General features: G+C 55.9%; 9 protein-coding genes and 1 pseudogene. All 10 read right to left on the bottom strand.

Going from position 1 to position 17,436, the window contains the following annotated elements:
* Positions 1–3 precede the first annotated feature (3 nt).
* On the bottom strand, positions 4–1,548 hold the full coding sequence (locus BCM02_RS00470; RefSeq protein ID WP_148927097.1) for an extracellular solute-binding protein: 1,545 nt from the start codon (positions 1,546–1,548) through the stop codon (positions 4–6).
* A gap of 131 nt (positions 1,549–1,679) precedes the next feature.
* The gene (locus BCM02_RS00465) at positions 1,680–2,552 is read right to left on the bottom strand and encodes a carbohydrate ABC transporter permease (RefSeq protein WP_148927096.1); all 873 of its coding nucleotides are present in this window, start codon (positions 2,550–2,552) and stop codon (positions 1,680–1,682) included.
* 33 nt (positions 2,553–2,585) lie between these two features.
* Entirely contained in the window at positions 2,586–3,551 is a 966-nt protein-coding gene (locus tag BCM02_RS00460) for an ABC transporter permease (protein WP_148927095.1), read from the bottom strand.
* 524 nt (positions 3,552–4,075) lie between these two features.
* On the bottom strand, positions 4,076–5,572 hold the full coding sequence (locus BCM02_RS00455; protein WP_148927094.1) for an extracellular solute-binding protein: 1,497 nt from the start codon (positions 5,570–5,572) through the stop codon (positions 4,076–4,078).
* Positions 5,569–7,878 carry a helix-turn-helix domain-containing protein gene (locus tag BCM02_RS00450; protein ID WP_148927093.1) on the bottom strand — a complete coding sequence of 770 codons (2,310 nt, stop codon included), beginning with the start codon at positions 7,876–7,878 and terminating at the stop codon, positions 5,569–5,571. The genes BCM02_RS00455 and BCM02_RS00450 overlap by 4 nt, the downstream gene beginning before the upstream one ends.
* Before the next feature lie 288 nt (positions 7,879–8,166).
* Complete coding sequence (locus BCM02_RS00445) at positions 8,167–9,336, bottom strand: DUF4317 domain-containing protein (RefSeq protein ID WP_148927092.1); 1,170 nt, start codon at positions 9,334–9,336, stop codon at positions 8,167–8,169.
* 156 nt (positions 9,337–9,492) lie between these two features.
* A complete protein-coding gene (locus tag BCM02_RS00440; protein ID WP_148927091.1) occupies positions 9,493–9,825 on the bottom strand; it encodes an RICIN domain-containing protein in 333 nt (110 codons plus the stop codon).
* A gap of 249 nt (positions 9,826–10,074) precedes the next feature.
* A pseudogene (locus tag BCM02_RS35615) lies at positions 10,075–10,243 on the bottom strand (ATP-binding cassette domain-containing protein); the annotation flags it as partial.
* A gap of 209 nt (positions 10,244–10,452) precedes the next feature.
* Positions 10,453–11,349 carry a sugar phosphate isomerase/epimerase family protein gene (locus BCM02_RS00430; protein WP_187433933.1) on the bottom strand — a complete coding sequence of 299 codons (897 nt, stop codon included), beginning with the start codon at positions 11,347–11,349 and terminating at the stop codon, positions 10,453–10,455.
* A gap of 129 nt (positions 11,350–11,478) precedes the next feature.
* Complete coding sequence (locus tag BCM02_RS00425; RefSeq protein ID WP_187433932.1) at positions 11,479–17,355, bottom strand: InlB B-repeat-containing protein; 5,877 nt, start codon at positions 17,353–17,355, stop codon at positions 11,479–11,481.
* Positions 17,356–17,436 lie beyond the last annotated feature (81 nt).

Raw genomic sequence — 17,436 nt, 5'->3', positions numbered from 1 at the left:
AGTCTATGGCTTCACCTTCAGATACGCTTCCTTGTACTCCTCCATCATCTGCGCGCCGCCAGCGTTCTTCCAATTCTCGACTTCCGCCTGCCAGCCGGCTTCGTCGATCTTGCCCATGATGAACTTCGTCTCGGCGTCGGTGATCATCAACTCCAGGTCGGCGCCGCGGTCGGTGTACATGGCCGATAGCAGCGTAAGCGCCGGATTCGGCACCGCATGCTTCTCGTTCTCCGTGACGACCTCGTTATTCTTCTTGAACAACGGCGTCTGCTGCATCGGCCGGTCCATGTTGTACGCTTCGCCGCGCTGCAGCAGCACGTCGCGATACGGCTTCACTTCCTTGGCATCGGCGTCCTTGTCGAGCGGAACCGTCACGTCGCCTTCTACCTTGTAGTGCTTGCCTTCAATTCCTTTATTAATGAGATTGACCATTTCCTTGTCGAGCAGCTGGTCCAAGAACGTGAGCACCCGCTTCAGCTCCTCTTCGTTCTTGACCGACGACTTCGGCACCGTCAAGATGCCCGCGTTGCCGTTCTCGCCCGGCACCCGGATGCCCTGCGGTCCTTCCAAGCCGACCGCGTCCATCACGGCCGTCGGCACGACCTTCTCCAGATTCGTCTGCATCGACTGCGCGTTGCCGCCTGAGATGCGAACGGCCACGCGGCCGGACTCGTACGCCTTGTCGATCGTGGTCGCGTCGCTCACCGCGAAGTCTTGATTGATGAGCTTCTCCTCGTACAGCCGTCTGAACAGCTTCATCGTATTGAAGAATTCGTCCGTCATAAATTCCGGCGTGAAATGGCCTTGATCGTCAACCTTCCACTTGTTCGGTCCGCCTTGCGAGACGCTAAGCCGGGTTAACATGGAAGCCGTGCCTTGGTTATAGTTTTTGTCCAGCATCATGCCGTAGGTATCCCGCTTGCCATTCTGATCCGGATCGCCCTCGGCAACCGCTTTCATGACGTTGTACCACTCGTCCAGCGTCTTCGGCACGGTCAAGCTCTTCGCGTCGAACCAGTCTTTGCGGTAATGCAGCACCGCGCGACCGACAGGTCGGAACACCGGAATGCCGTAGATCTTGCCGTCCACCTTGATGTTGTTGTAATACGTCTCCGGCTGCGCGGCCAAGTTCTTGTAATCCTTCAGATACGGGCCGATTTCCCAGAAAATATCGTTCTGCATCGTGCTGATGATATTCGGGACGTAGCTGACCTTCACGATCGTCGGCAATTCGTCGGAGGCGATCATGACGTTGATCTTGTCGTCGTAGCCCGAATTCGGAATCCACTGCATCGTCAGCTCCGTATTCGTGTATTTCTCCAGCGCTTGCTCGAACGGATTGTCTTCCGCCGGCGTTTCGCCCGGGAGATGGGAAGCGAACGTAATTTCATAAGGCTTCTCCTCCTGCGCAGGCGCCTGATTGTTGCCCGTCGCCGGCGCGTTGCCGTTCGCAGCCTGACCATTGTTGTTCGTGTCGGAACTGCATGCGGTCAACACGGTGCTTGCGAGCAGCGCGCTCCCTAAGACGAGCGTTATTTTCTTCCCCATACCTAACCCCTCCGTCATCTCATATCGGATTGTGATCTATGCAAAGTCCGCTGCCGCGCGGGGGGCGGCATGGACTTCATAGCGGAACGCGGTACTTTACGCGGCGCGGCCTTACGTTTATCCTCGTAGCTTCAACCTTTGACCGAACCAAGCATGACTCCTTTGGCAAAATGCTTCTGCAGAAACGGATACACGAGCAAAATCGGCACGGTGGCGAATACGATGACGGCCATCCGGATCGTCAGCGGCTGAATCTCCGTCTGTTCGATCGACGTGTCGCCAATGCTGCTCTGGGATAAAATGACGATCTGCCGCAGCAGCACTTGGATCGGATAGAGACGGTTGTCGTTGATATAGAGAATGGCGTTGAAGAACTGATTCCAGTGTCCGACCGCGTAGAACAGCCCGAAGGTGGCCATCGCCGGCAGCGACAACGGAAGCACGATCCGGAACAGCACGCCTACGTCGTTGCAGCCGTCGATCCGCGCCGAATCCTCCAATCCGTCGGGAATTTGCTGGAAGAAATTTTTGAGCACGATCAGATTAAAGGCGCTGATCGCGCCGGGGAGCATCAGCGACCATAACGTGTTGGTCAGGTGGAGCTCCTTCACGACGAAGTACGTCGGAATCATCCCGCCGCTGAACAGCATCGTAATGAGCACGCCGAGCAGGATCGTCTGCCGGCCGCGCAAGTGAGTCTTGGCCAGCGGATAGGCCATCAGCGACGTGAACAGCAAATTGATCAGCGTCCCCACGACCGTGATATAGATGGAGACGAGCATGCTGCGGAATAACGTATCGGTGGAGAAAATATACCGGTAGGCGGCCAGCGACCACTCTTTCGGCCACAGCATCAAACCGCCCTTGGCCACCTCCGCGGGACTGGTGAACGAGATCGCCGTTACATAGACGAACGGGAGCACGCATACGAGCGCAATGACGAGCAGTGTGAAGCTATTGACCGCGTCGAAAATGCGATTGCCGAGCGTTTTATCTTGCGTCATTACGAATGACTCCTTTCTTCCGGATCGGCTGCATCAATACACGCCCTCTTCCCCGAACCGCTTCGCCAGCCAATTAGCGCCTAGGACGAGCACGAGGCCGACGACCGATTTGAACAATCCGACGGCCGCGCTGTAGCTGTATTGCGCCTGCGTCATGCCTTTCGTATACACATAGGTATCGAACACTTCCCCCACCTCGCGATTCGTCGGCGTCAGCATAAGGAAGATCTGCTCGAACCCCGAGTCCAGGAAATTGCCCAGGCGAAGGATGAACAAAATGATGATCGTGCTGCGTATCGCCGGAAGCGTAATATGCCACAGCTGCCGCCAGCGTCCGGCTCCGTCGATCCGCGCCGCCTCGTACTGCTGCAGATCCACGCCCGCCAGCGCCGCCAGGAAGATGACCGTCCCCCAGCCGACCTCCTTCCAAATCGATTGGGAGATGATCATCGTCCGGAACCATTCCGGCTCGAGCAGGAACGCGATTTTGTCGCCGATAAGGCGATAGAGCAGCTCGTTGATGATGCCGTTCTCGGTCGTGAAGAGCATATAGAAGATGCCGACGACGACGACCCAGGATACGAAGTGCGGAATGTACACGAACGTCTGCACGAAGTACTTGAACTTGGCGTGCCGGACTTCGTTCATCATGAGCGCCAGAATGATCGGCAGCGGAAAGAAGAAGACCAGGTTGTAGATCGCCAAGATGACGGTGTTCCGGAACAGCATGCCGAACTGCGGCTCCGAGAAGAAACGCTCGAAGTGCTTGAGTCCGACCCACGGACTGTTCATGAAGCCGGTGAACGGCTTGTAATCCTGGAACGCCATTAATAGTCCGTACATCGGCACGTACTTGAAAATCAGAAAAAACAACACGCCGGGAAGCAGCATCATATATAACCACTTGTCCCGTATGAGATCCTTCAGCAGTTTGCCGGACTTGCCATCCGCGCCCCCTATTGCGGGAGGGCCCGCCGAAGCAACGATGTCTTGCTTCATCTCTCGCTACCTCCTTTATCGTCTTGCCTCTCATTATTAGACCGTGAGCGGATGTCCGCCTATAGGGCTGGTGCAACCTGATTGCCTGTATCCGCGTGCAGCCGCCCGGCGTAAACATGGGGCAACTTTCCGATGTGCATCGGATAACCTGGTGGATGTAAAGGGCTTCGCCCTTATGAACCCGCCTTTCTCCCTCCCCCTTCCCCCTCCGCTGAGGGGAACCAGAAGGTTAGCACCCTCTGGACTCTGCTAATAAGCGTGACTCGTTGCGCGGCCGTCTTCGATGTGTCCTTTCGCGAGGAGCTCGCGTGTCCTTGCGGACAAAGCTTTCGTTCGAGCTTCGTACATAACGGTATGCCTTGGGTGGTGACTCGTCTGTTCGAGTTGTTATCGGGCTTGCGTGCTGACCTTCGCTTTCGTCCGCTCTAGCGGACACGCTTTACGTTTTTTCTTTTTAGAGCATCATTTCCTAAGCAATAAAAAAGCGCGACAGTGATCTGTGTGATCACCGCCGCGCTTCGCGCTTACGAATGGATGTCCTGCCTATACGCTTCTTCATACTCCGCAATCATCCGGTCGCCGCCGGCTTGACGCCATTTCTCCACTTCCGCTTGCCACCCGGCCTCGTCCAGATGGCCCATGATGAACCGGGTCTGCGCATCGGTAATGAGGATGTCGAGCTCCTTGCCTCGCTCTTCATTCGTCGCCGAATCCAAGGTTAGCGCCGGATTCATGACGAGATACGAGCGGTACATATCTCCGATGCGTTGATTTTTCTGGAATAGCTCGGGCTGGCGAACAGGCTGGATGCTATCGAGATCCTCGCCGAAGTTAGGCAGCATATCCCGATAAGGCTTGACCTCCTTCAGGTTCAGCGTTCGGTTCAGCACTTCGGTATAATTGTCCTTCGCCGCCCAATGACGGCTCTCGATGCCGTGCGCGATGACGGTCTGCATCGGAGGCTCGAGCAGCATGTCCAGAAATTCCAGAATTCGCCTGACCTCGCTCTCCGATCGGACCGCGTCCTTCGGTATCGCCAGGAAGCCCGCGTTGCCCGGCTCGCCCGGCAGCCGAACGCCGCTTGGTCCCGACAGCGGCGCGACGTCCACCGTCCCTGCGGGCACGGACTTCGCCAGCTTATCCTGCCACGTTTGGGCGTTCCCTCCGCTGACCGCGATGCCCGCGCGGCCGGAGTCGTAGATTTTGGACGTCTCGATCGTATCCACCAGCGTAAAATCCAGATTGATCAGCTTCTCTTCGTACAATCGTCTGAACAGCTTCATCGTCTCCAAGAATGGCTCCGTCATGAATTCCGGCGTGAAGCGCCCGTCGTCCTCCGCCTGCCACTTGTTTGGACCGCCCTGCGAGACGGAAATTCGGGTCAGCAGCGAGCTGACGTCCTGATTGTAGCGTTTCTCGAGCACCATCCCGTACGTATCGTTCTTGCCGTTGCCATCCGGATCTTCGAGCGTCAGCGCCCTGATGACCCGATACCAATCCTCGAGCGTTACCGGCGCCGATAAACCTAACCGTTCGAACCAATCCTTCCGGTATTGGATGACCGCGCGGCCGAGATCGCGGAACAACGGGATGCCGTAGATTTTGCCCCCGACGGCAATGTGGTCGTAATAACGCGGATCGGGCGACGTTAAGTTCGGGTAGTCCTTGAGCATCGGGCCGATCTCCCAGAACTGCCCGGCCTTCAGCGAAGCCAAGTACGTCGGCGAGTTACCGAGCTTGATCAGCTTCGGAAGTTCGCCGGACGCGATCATCAATCGGACCTTGTCGTCGTAGGCGGACAGCGGGATCCATTGGATTTGCAAATCCGTGTTCGTATACGCTTCGATCGCTCGTTCCACTTCGTTATTGTTGGGCGGGAGCTCGCCGACGAGGCTTGCCCCGATCGACAAGTACAACGTCTCGGCGCCCGGTTCGGCTTCGTCCGCGCTGAACGGCGCGCACGAGGACACGGTGCCGGCCAAGAGCATGAGGGCAAGCAGGACGGGTGAACCTTTGATCATACCGTGCGCTCCTTCGACATCGACTCCCGGTATTGGCCGGGCGTGATGTTGTAAATTTTCTTGTAGCCGCGAATGAACGAGCTGACATTGTTATAATGAAGTTTCTCGCTAATCTCCGATACCTTCAGCTCGGTCGTCTCCAGCATGACCTTGGCCATCTTCATCCGGTAATCCATCAGGTACTCGCTGAACGGGACGCCGATCTCCCGCTTGAAGATGCGGCTCAGATAGACCGGGTGATAGTTCAAAAGCTGCGAGCACGATTCCAGCGTAATCTCCCGTTCGTATTGCTCCTGGATCAATTTCACGAGTCGGTCCGCGATCTTGACGAATTGGCTATCGGACTTCTCCGACAGGATCCGGATCATCGGCTTGAACAGCTTGCTCGTAAACCAATGCATGATTTCTTCGCGGGTCTGCAGCTGCATCAGCCGCTTCATCGCGCCCGCGTCCGCCAGCACGCTGTTCAGCCGGATGCCCTGCTCCTGGACGATTTGCAGCAGCCGGGACACCAGCTGAACCAGCAGTATTTGATGCTCGTGCAAGCAGCCATCCTTGTACAGCAGCGCGTTCAAATATTGCCCGAAGACGTCGGACGCCTGCTCCGGTTGCAATTCGCGGATCGCGTAGACGAGCCGCTCCTCCAGCACCTTCAGATGGTAATATTCCACATGCTCGGCGCCGGGGCTGTTGGCGACGTCTCCGTAGTGGACGATGATCTCCGGCCCCAGCTTGATCCTGGCCTGCAGCGCCGTCAGACACTCCCCGAACGCTTGCACCGTGTCCGTCAAATCCTGGAACGGATTGCTTATGCCAACGCTTACATTTAGCTGCAGCACTTGCTCCGCGTTCCGCTTGATCGTCTCGGCCAGCTCGTAGAAGCGCCGATTGACCGCCTCGGGTTCCTCGAGATCCGTGACGACCAAAGTCACCTGCGAATGGTTAAACGTAATCGGCGCGAAGCGGACCGATGGCGGGATGACCTCCTGCACGATATTGCCGACAGCGTAGAGCAGCAGCTCCCGATCCTCCTCCGCGTAGCGGGTTTCCTGCAAATTGTCGATTTGCAGCGCGAGGACGCCCAGCCGCTTCCAACCCGCAGGGAAATCATGCATGGCCGAACGGAACAAATAATCGTTCTCGGTAATCTGTCCGGCGAACAGCTTGAAGACGAAGAAATCCTTCAAGTGGCTCGCTTGGCCGATCAACTGCTGCTCCACGCGCTCCCGCGAGACGACCAGCGATTGCATGCTGTGCTTGATAAACGCTAGTTCGTCCCGTTTCGACGGCGCCGGCTGTTCCGGACTGCTCCCGCCAAGCCCTCGCGCTACCTCGAGCAAATGCCCGATGGGCCGATACATCCGGCGGCTGCCATATAGCGCGGCGAGCAGGACGATAAGCAGAATGGCGGCGCAGACCAATACGGTCAATTCCGCGATCTTCTGCGTCTCCTTCTTGAGCTCTCCGATCGAGACGACCGAGACATACGTCCAGCTGTTGAAGGCGGAGGCGCGGTAGAGCACGGCGACTTCCTCTCCGCCCGCCTTCATATTGAATAATCCGGACGGTTGATCGGACCCGGAGGCCAGCCGCTCGGCTACGGCGCGATTGACCGCTTGATTGGATTGTCGGCTCGCCTCGGTACCGAGTATATCCGCTCCGGAACGGTCCAGCACGTAGCTGCGGTTTTGCGCATCCGGGAATGTAAGCGCATTCTTAATTTCGGACGAAACGATGCGGATGACGAGCAAACCCTGGGGCTGATTCGTCTGCGGCAGAATCGGAATTTTGTGCACCATCGTAACGGACTGTACCGGCTCCGCGAAATCCCCGTTCGACGAGGCGAGTCCGGTATACCACAGGATGCTCTTCGGCTCTCTGGCATAGCGCCGGAACTCCTCCTGATTCTCGAACTGATCGAAGGGTTTGAGCGCGTTCAAATTAAGCACCCAGTTTTTGTTCAGGTTCACCAAATAAGCTTGCGTGATGACGACGTCGCTGGATTGCAAATTATACATTTCCTTGGACAGCTCCCGAACGGATTCAAAGTCCGCCGAGCCATAATTGATGTTCATCGAAGCTTTCACCAGCGAAGAATTGGCCAGCTGCGTCGCGGATTTCTCGATCGATTTGAGCATCTGCTCCACGCGCATCTGCGTCTGCGCCAACCACTGCATATTGACATCCTTGACCTTCTTCTCGATGTCCCCCGAGGCGATGGAATACGAGAGGATGCCGATCAGAACGGAAGGAAGTATGCCTAATAAAAGGCTGTATGACAACAATCGCAGCAAATAGTTTCTCAACCTTATACCTCCAGGATGCCTTCCTCTGCGGGAGGGGCGAATATGCTTCAGATAACTTTTACTCGCATCATCGCTTCCCGAGGCGTTGCAGGCAATATACATGATGAAACTTCTTCGCCGTACGCGATTGATGTGAGGAAAGGATAGCTTCCAGTTATAGGGATAACCCTTCTCATGGTATCCCGCCGCCTATTCGTCGTCAAGATTCTTAAGCCCCCCCTCGCTGCATCGCAGACTTATAATCCAAAATGAAAAGACCCTCTCCAAAAAGAGAGGGCCGGTCGAAGATTACAAATTCTCCGTCGCCAACGTAAAGCCTTCGATCGCGACATCCTCGTCCACTTCGATCAAGAGGCACTTCCTGCCTTGGAAATTCACCTGCTTCACATGCTTCAAATCCTGCGGGCTGACCGTGATCGTGGCGATCTTCGTATCGATCCGGATCGACTTCGACGTGAACTTCGGCACGACGCTGCTCGCTTTGATCTCGTAATTGCGGTCGTCGACGACCGTCTGGAACGCCTGCTCCACCTTCTCCGGCGTCACGTCTTCCACGCCGCTTGCCGTCAGCAGCCGCTCCACGTCTTTGAAATCCAGCGTCGGCGGTTCTTCCGTATCGTGCGATTCGACGACCCGGTTGATCTCCTCGTACACATACGCGATCGTGCTCGAATCGAGCGTCTCGCCCGCGACTTCCTTCACGATATCCTCGAAGATGGTCCGCTCTTCCAGCGCGGTCACGGTCGGCTCGGCATTGAGCACCTGCTCAACAAAAAACGAATTCGGTTCGTTGGCTTTGCCCGAGCAATACAGGACCCTGTTAATGTCGGAATAGCCGTCCGTCACGCTCGGATAGAAGAACCCTTGCTCCGGCGTGCTCAATTTGATGATCGGATCGACGAAGACATTGTATTTGAACTGCCGCTCGACATAATCGAACATAAGCGTCTTCCGCTGCGACTCGGTGGAATTCACGCTGCACAGGATGAACGGATGCGCGAACATCTCGTCTTTCCCAGTCTCCTCGGCTGCATCGTTCCTGGACTTGGTCGGACGGAAGTATTGTCCGCGTATGAATGTGACGACCATGTCCTTCTCATATTTGCGGTCCTTGATCATCTTCTCCACGAGATGAAGCATCAAGTCCTGCCACTCGTCCGGATCGCCGGTGATGAGCGCTTGATGGAGCAGCACCATCGTCGGCTCTCCTTCTTCCACGGTATCGTGGAACTTCAGCTCGAACAGCTTCTGGCCCAGCTCGCCGGACAACAGCTTCTTGAAGTTGCCCATATGCAGCTCCTGCTTCTCCCGGTCCACCAGCGCGAACGGCTGACGCTCCCAATGATAGATCTCGGTGCTGTCTTTCATAATATACACGTTGAGAATGTCGTAATTATTGAGCAAATCGTGATCCAGCTTGAATTGTTTGCGAATGTGCGCGATTTCTTTTTTGATCATGGTCCGTCAGACAGCTCCTAATATGTGATATGGCTTTTCCAGTATATACGATCGAGCCGGCGGATTGTAAGTAAAAGGTGAATCGGCTGGCGTCTTCTTCGTGAGTGACGCGAATAGGGACGCTCCGATAACGGAACGCCCCTTCTTGCCTGCCAGCTAATTCGCCTCGATGATCTGCCACTGCTGATTGGCCCCGCCGTTATCCGCCCATTGAAGCACGTTCGCCCCGTCGTCCAGCGATCCGGAGGAGACGTCGATCAGCTTGCCGGAAGCCCGGTTCTCCAGTTTGAAGAACCCGCCGCCCGTATAGACGGGCTGCCATTGCTGGTTCGTATAGCCGCCGTCCATCCATTGTTCGATGATGGTGCCGTCCGGGGTATTGCCGTTCGTTAAGCCGAGAATGAGGCCGCTGGCGCGATTCTGGATTTTGTAATAGCCGCCGCCCGCGCGATCGCGACCATCTGCTGCACCGAGACCGAATAATGGGATAACGGCTGCTTGACGTCGATGTGGAAATCAAGTCAGGCCATCAACTCCTGGCTGCGGCGATTCATCGTCTCCCATTCGTTCAGCAGCGCTTGCGCGGATAGCGGCCGATGAAGATATTTTCCGCCACCGTCAAATTCGGGCACAGATTCACTTCCTGATAAACGGTGCTAAACTCGAGCTGCTACGCGTGCAGCGGCGATCGTGGAAGGATCTCCTGTTGGTTCATCCAGACCGTGCCCAACTCTTTCTCGTATACGCCGGTCAGCACCTTAATGAGCGTCGACTTCCCCGCTCCGTTCTCCCCCATGAGCGCGTGTATTTCCCCTTTGCGCAGCTCAAAATCCACTTGGGGCAGCGCCTGAACGCCCGGGAAGGACTTGCTGATTCCCTGAACTCGTAATAGTTGGCCCGTGTCCATCGTACTCACCTCGCATAATGTCGTCTTCTTCATTGTAGGAAGGATATCAAAGCAAGTATTTAGGATTACAGGCTATTTTGTTGACTATTCGGACATTAGGGGGCTTCTGTCGCGATATAAGAGGTTAGCTCGCCGCAGCGCAGCGCAAAAAGAAGCAAGCCGTTGCGGCGTGCCTCTGAGGGGAGTTCAATCACGGTTACCGAACCTTGCTACGTCGGGTTGGGTACGAAGATATCACCCCGACACCGCTTCAGATAAGACAAGGCCAGCGCCTGCCCCGTCATCTCGAGTTCTCCGTTGTACACCGGATCATGCCCGCCTTCGATATCGATGCTTCCCCGGTATCCGGCTTGCCGAAGGATCGTCATGACATCGGTCCAATTCGTATCGCCGAATCCTGGCATGCGATGCCAGGCGAATAGCCGTGAACCGTGGATGCCGTCCTCGCGTACGACGTCCCACGCGATGGCGGCGTCTTTGCCATGAACATGGAACACCCTATTCGCCCACTTGCGAAGCTGCGGGATCGGCTCGATCAAATTAACCAGTTGATGACAGGGCTCCCACTCGAGTCCGATGCTATCCGATGGAACCGCATTGAACATGCGCTCCCAAGCGGCCGGATTATGGGCGATGTTCCAATCGCCGGTCTCCCAATTCCCGCCCATGTCGCAATTCTCGAACGCGAGCCGCACGCCGCGGGCTTCCGCCCGGCGCGCGAGTTCGCCGAACACCTCGGTGAAACGCGGCATCGATTCCTCGATGGGCCGACCGGTCAGCCGGCCCGCAAAGCCGGTGACCAGGTCCGTGCCGAACAGATGAGTATGATCGATGAGCCGCTCCCAGCTCGCAATCGTGTCCGCGCTATCGCCTGTGTCCGTCAGCGGATTGCCGTATATGCTCAAGGCCGAGATCGTCTGGTTTCGTTCTCCGATCGTTTCTTGAAGCCGGTTAGCCGTCTCCGCGAGATCGATATCCCCTGTCGTGAGCCAGAAGGACAGGTTAAACGTCTCGAATCCATGCCCGGCGATCTGCGGAATGACGCGTACCGCATCCTGTCCGGCGACCATCGTGCCGATCTGAATGCCCATATAATCGCCTATCATGGTTCATCCCTCCTGTACATAATTGGATAGGACCCGCGACTGCTTCACGGGTCCTCTACTAACGCTCGTATGCCTCGCTCTTATGGAAAAGCTGTGTACTTCATTCTTATCCTATTGCAGTCGAGGCCGTCATTCGTTAGGCTGCTTCTCGGTAAAGAACGGCCACATGACGTTTTTGAATGTCGTTTCAACATATTGTCCGTCCACGCCCGCTGATACGACCAGCCCTATCGTGTAGGCGTCAGCGAAGGTAATTGACTTCGAGCTTCTCTCGGTCCACTCGACGCCGTCCGTCGAGGAGTACGTCTTCACGACGTTGCCTGTCTTCTCTACCTTCAGCCAGATCGGCCACGTAATCGTGCCTGCATTCACCCCAATCGACGATACCCCGGTGTTCTCACGGTAAATGCTTCGAAGCTCGCGGTGCCCGTCGACGAATATCCCATGGTGGGCGCTACTATTCTCCGTATTCTGGCGGATCATGACGCCAAGCTTCATATCCCGGTTCGGCGTTGAGCCCGAGAAGGTAAGGCCGTCGAGTTTAGCCACGAGAACCGCGTTCTCGGCGGTCCCATTCTGGTACACATAACGGAACTTATCGATCTGTCCCCATACGTTCGCTCCCGAGCCTTTCACCGTAAAGTCCGCGCCTGATTGCGTCGTGAGACCGGGGGTGCTAGTCCCGATATCCGCGCTGGTATAATCCCCGTTACCCAGCACGCGCACAAAGTTAGCCGCAATCGTCTTATCGCCATCCATCATGACCGTGACCGAATCGGTGGAGGTGCCATTCAATCCGCCGCCGCTCCAGCCGACGAAGGCATAGCCGTCCAGTGGCTTTGCCGTCAAGGTTACCTTCGTACCCGCACGATAGGTTGCCTGGTCGGGACTGCGTACAATTACCCCTTGTGCCGGTTCCGCATGCGTGGTTAACGTGTAGAGATCGGACTCGCTTCGGAAGTTGGCCATAATGTTCTTGTTACCGTTCATGACAATGACGTCCTGCTGCTTCATACTGACTAGGTCGCCGGTCCAACCTGTGAAGACGAAGCCATCAGCCGCCGTTGCGTTCACCGTGACGGAAGTGCCTGCCGGGTAAGCCGGGAGCGCAGGTTCGATGGAGACGGTTCCGTTCTCGGCATGCGCTGCCAGCGAGTACGAAAGCTGCGCCGGCAACTGAACCGCTCCGAACTTGGCCGTGGCGAATTTGCCGTCGCTGCCGGACGTCACGGCTAACCCTGCCGTGAACGGATCGGTGAACGAAGGGATCGTTTGGGTGTCCCCCTCGATCCAGCTATTCCCGTCCTTCGAGGTGAACGTCTTTAATGTCGTCCCCTTTTTCTCCACCTTCAGCCAGATCGGTAATTCAACCGCCGCATCCGACAAATATTTGCTGCCGGTCGAGGCATTGAGTCGATACTGGCTTCGGATCTTGCGGTCCTGCGTCAAGAATACACCTTGGTAAAAGCTGCCTGGATCGGTGCTTTGACGGATCATAATGCCGGCCTTGGCATCCCCGGCCGTGCCGTTGAATGCCTGTAACTCCGCAATGATCGTCGCATCGCCGCTCAACTGATCCTGATAGGTATACCGGAAGCTGTCGCTGCCACCCCAGATGCTCGTTCCGGATGCCGTCATCGTGATGCCGTCCGCATCCTCCGAAGTGCTGCCCGCATTCGTCGTCACGATATCCGTGCTTAAGTACGAGACGAATTTGGCCGAGATCGTTTTATGCCCATCCATACGTAATTGAGCTGGAGAGGATGTCCCGATCATATCTCCCGTCCAATACAAGAAACGGTAGCCTGGCGCAGGTTCGGCTTTTACTTCTACCAGTGAATACGGATCGTAGTCTTTTTTGCCGGCAGTGGACGGACTGATGTTACCGCCAATGGCTTGCTCGACCTCCAAGCTAACCTTCTCGGGCATCGTTCCAAAGGTGGCGGTGACCTTCTTATCGCCTTTCATCGTTATATAATTCGGGTTGGCTCTGCCCGTAAGATCGCCCGACCACCCTACAAAGGCGGTGCCTACGGGCACTTCCGCGGTTAATTTGATTTTCGCCCCTGCGACATAAAGACCGGATTTGACATCCACGGTGCCATTTCCTTCTGTCTCAACCGCTGTCTCAACTTGAAGGCGGTGCATATCCGGCCAGCCGACATCGCTAAATGCGGCCGTAACCGTCTGTGTTGCAGCTCCGGCTGTCGCGAACAGTCCAATGGTCAGCTCCATATTCGGATCCGCCCAATCATAGATCGTCACCTTATCGGAGTTCTTCCAATTTTCCCCATCCGCTGACCATGACAGGACGAGATCCATGTAACCGCTTCGTTCGATCTTCAGTTGTACCGAATCCGAACTGCCGACATCGCCCAATATCGCCGGTGGACTGATGAATTCGCCGCCTTTCCTGTTTTGCATGACGACGTGCCCGTTCTTCACCATTATCGCGGCGTATTGGGAATCATTCGCCAAGCTTCTGCGGATCTGGATCCCGGCGGCGGCAGTCGCCGGATTGCTGCCGGTTAACGACTCGAGCGTGGCGGTAAAGACCGTGTTCGTCTTCAGGCCCGGACGCAGGAGGTAGCGGAAACCATCGGGCGCGGTCCCGAAGCTGCCATCGCTGCTGGTCAGCGTGTAGACGCCATTATTGATTTCCGTCCGCCCCGGCGTAACGCCCGGACCAATGTCCGGCTTAATGTCCACGCTCAGTAGTCTGTCGGCGGGCGTGAAGTTGGCCGTTATCGTCATATTCGACGCGACCTTGACCTTAATCGAGCCCGCGGAGCTGGTCACGGCGCCGCTCCATCCCATAAACACATAGCCAGGGTGTGCCGCAGCCGTCAGGGTGGCCTCTGTTCCTGCTTCATACTTATCGCCATCTACGTTGGTCGGCATGTCAGCGGTCTTGGTAATACTGCCGCCTTCCGCCACATTGACGGTCAGCGTATAGACATTAACAGGTGAGAAATGGGCCTCAACTAGTTGGTTGGTGAGCATCGGAAGAAGGGCAGGATTCGCTGTATCCGTCCAGCCTTCTTTTCCGCTCCAACTGTCGAACTTGAAGCCGAATTTATCCACCGCGTTGAGAACGACCTTCTCGCCCTTATAATAGCTATCTTTCGCAGGATTTACCTTAATGAGGCCATGATCAGGCTTCGCGAAGGTCTCGAGCGTATAGGTCGAGAGCGGTTCGAAACGGGCGATCACGTTCAGATCCGTTTCTCCTACGATAACGTCTACCGAAGACGCGGTACCCGTTGCATCACGATCCCAGCCGACAAATGTATAGCCGTATTCGGCTACCGCCGTCAGCTTCACCTTCTCGCCTTCGCTGTATTTGCCGTCCGCATTCGCTTGAATCACTTTACCTTTACCGCCCTCCGCGGTAACCGTAATTGTGCGAACCGGTACTTGTTTATACAGGGCGGTAATGGTCTTGGACTTATCCATCGTGACCTCAATTGTATTCGACGTACCCAAGGAAGGTTCGCTCCAACCGATGAATTGATACCCTTTATCGGCCTTCGCGGTCAAGGTTAACGTCGAGCCCTTCTTGTATGTTCCGCCTGCTGGCACCACGTAGCCTCCGTCCGAGTTCACGGTTAGCTCGACCGTCTCGAGCGGAATCAACGGCAGGATGGACGCGGCGTTTGCCGACAAAATGTTGACCGAGAACTCGTTCTTCGTGTTCCAGGAGTCGGTATACCTGTACATGACGGCATGATTCTCGTATTTCGGAAACACCTTCGTTTTGGCAACCGCGTTCTCCTTGTCCTTGAACCAGGACGGATAGGGCGCGCTCTGAAGATCCGAGTTCGGAATGCCCGGCGGCGGGGCGCTCCATCCCTTAGTGGGATCATTCGCGTATTGCGCCCACTGGTAGTGGTTTATCTCGTGGATGAACCACCTCGGCGTTCGCTGCGGGTCGCCAAGTCCCGTAATGAACGAGCGGCTGACCGCATTGCTTCCCAGCGTGTAGTCCCATGTCTGCTGGATGCGATTCAGATATTGCTCCTCGCCCGTCACGGCGTACCCAACCATGATCGGCATCAGCGCCGAGGAGGTAAACCGCCATCCGATCTTATCCGGAAACCCTTCGTCCTGCGTGGATGCGCCGAACGGCGTCTGGTGGTCCATCTCATCCTTCGCATAATCGATAATTCCGGCGCGAGCCCATTTCCTTAAATCCTCGCTTACGTTCGGGTTATCGGACATCGAGACAAATACGCCCAGCCATGCCCGGTCGAGCACCCATTCCCAGAGCTTAAAGGTGTTGTATTCCGTTCGTTTAAACGGCATCTCCTTTTCGATCATCTGCTGCAAGTCATTCTTCGTAATGGGCGGCGTCGTTGGATCCTCGTCGTCAAGCGATTCGCGATCGCCCATCGCTTCCAACAAAGCGCTGGCGGCAAGTAAGAACTCGTTGGACCATGTATTAGGCATTCCCTCCTTGGTTTGGTCGTAATAGGAGCCATCCATGAAATACTTCGAACCCTTATGCTTCATAAATCCATTGAATGCATGGATTGCCGCCTTCAAGTATTGGTCGGTCTTGGCCTCTTCTCCATCTTCCGATTCGGAATAGTATTCCTGCATGATCGGTGTATTGTAGGCTTGGGCCAGCACGCCCGCCGCAAACAAAGTCTCGGCAGTGTAGGGACCTTGCGTCCGGTTGTAGTACATCCGGTTTTTTGCGCCCTCCGGACCTTGGCCGGTTTCATACGTGCCTTTATCCGGCTCGTTCGATTGCGGTCTCAGATAGCCCGCGACGGTCCCGTCCGTGGACGGATTCACGACCGCCTTGCGCAGCCAATCCAGCTCGTAAACGAGCTCATCGAGATAATCGGGCTTGCCGTTGCCCGATTCGGGAATTTCCAGCGATTCGCCCAGCGCTTCGATTTGCTGCGGATAATATTTGGCGCCAATCAGCATATCGAGGCCGACATAGGCCGAATTGTACGGATACTTCCCCCGGTCTCCCGCGTCCATGTGACCGCCTATTAGGTCGACGTGCGCGTCTTTGGCATTGTTGCCGTTATCCAGATATTTAGCTTGGTCGATTGCATCATCCATATGAGCCTTCGGGCGATTCCAATGGGTAAGGTTCTCGTTATAGAGCCCATGATCGCCGTCGCGCTGCATGAACAAGGCGCGCGTGATCGTATATCCGATCTCGTCCTTGTAGATCGAGGCGTCGATGCGGAACGGATAGGAAACCCCGATGCCCGGGATTTCAATGTGATAGGTCCCCTCCGCCCCAAACGCTGTGAAGTCCAGCTTATAAATATAGCTCTTCGTCCATCTGTTCTCCTCTAACTTAGCGGGGTCCTTGGTCGAGATCGGAGCCGCTACTGTTCCGGTAAAGACTTTCCGTCCCGTGTCGTGATCCACGACGTAGAATTCGGGGAACTGCCCGAACTCCATGGTTCCTTGCCCGGTCCAATGCGATAGATACGCGATCTTCTTCCCTTCAGACGGATAGCCGACCTGGTTGGCTTGGATAATGGGATTCAGCTTGGTCGAATCTAACGTGAAGTCGAACGAGCCGACATTCGCAACCTTGGGATCGATCGTAACCTTGTATTGTTTGCCTTCTTTAAACGTAGCGGCGGGCGGCATCTTGAGATAGGCCCGATAGAACACTTTGATTTTGCCCATATCGCCCGCATAATTCGGAATATAAGGCGCTTCCTCAGGGAAATACCGGTAGTGAACCGTCATAGGATGAACGGTTCCATCGAAAGCCGGATCATCGTCGCTATCGATCTCGTAAAGGTCCGTATTCGCTACATGCTCGTCGGCATAGGGATTGTCGACCAGCACGATTTCCAGCCACTCGGCGTTCAACGCCCTCGCATAGGATACCTTATCATCCGGCGGTACGGGCGCGTGCTCCTTCAAGGCCAACGCGGGACTGGCCGCCGTGAACGCAAGCAGGGCGGCCAAGCCAAGCGCCATCCCCAGCAAGGACCAAACCTTCCGGGGGTTCAAGTTCACCATCTCGAATTTCCTCCTCCGCATCATTTGACTGCATGACGATCTGCTAACGACCGAGAATTTCAAAGCATGCCGACGATAGTC

It is taken from the genome of Paenibacillus methanolicus, assembly GCF_008124765.1.
Lineage (GTDB): Bacteria > Bacillota > Bacilli > Paenibacillales > Paenibacillaceae > Paenibacillus_Z > Paenibacillus_Z methanolicus.
Note: the sequence above shows the minus strand (reverse complement) of the source record. Positions and strands in the feature narration are given on the sequence as shown.

Excerpts from the sequence above, each read along its gene's own strand:
- BCM02_RS00470 (WP_148927097.1), bottom strand. The coding sequence starts at position 1,548 with ATGGGGAAGAAAATAACGCTCGTCTTAGGGAGCGCGCTGCTCGCAAGC.
- BCM02_RS00465 (WP_148927096.1), bottom strand. The coding sequence starts at position 2,552 with ATGACGCAAGATAAAACGCTCGGCAATCGCATTTTCGACGCGGTCAAT.
- BCM02_RS00460 (WP_148927095.1), bottom strand. The coding sequence starts at position 3,551 with ATGAAGCAAGACATCGTTGCTTCGGCGGGCCCTCCCGCAATAGGGGGC.
- BCM02_RS00455 (WP_148927094.1), bottom strand. The coding sequence starts at position 5,572 with ATGATCAAAGGTTCACCCGTCCTGCTTGCCCTCATGCTCTTGGCCGGC.
- BCM02_RS00445 (WP_148927092.1), bottom strand. The coding sequence starts at position 9,336 with ATGATCAAAAAAGAAATCGCGCACATTCGCAAACAATTCAAGCTGGAT.
- BCM02_RS00430 (WP_187433933.1), bottom strand. The coding sequence starts at position 11,349 with ATGATAGGCGATTATATGGGCATTCAGATCGGCACGATGGTCGCCGGA.
- BCM02_RS00425 (WP_187433932.1), bottom strand. The coding sequence starts at position 17,355 with ATGGTGAACTTGAACCCCCGGAAGGTTTGGTCCTTGCTGGGGATGGCG.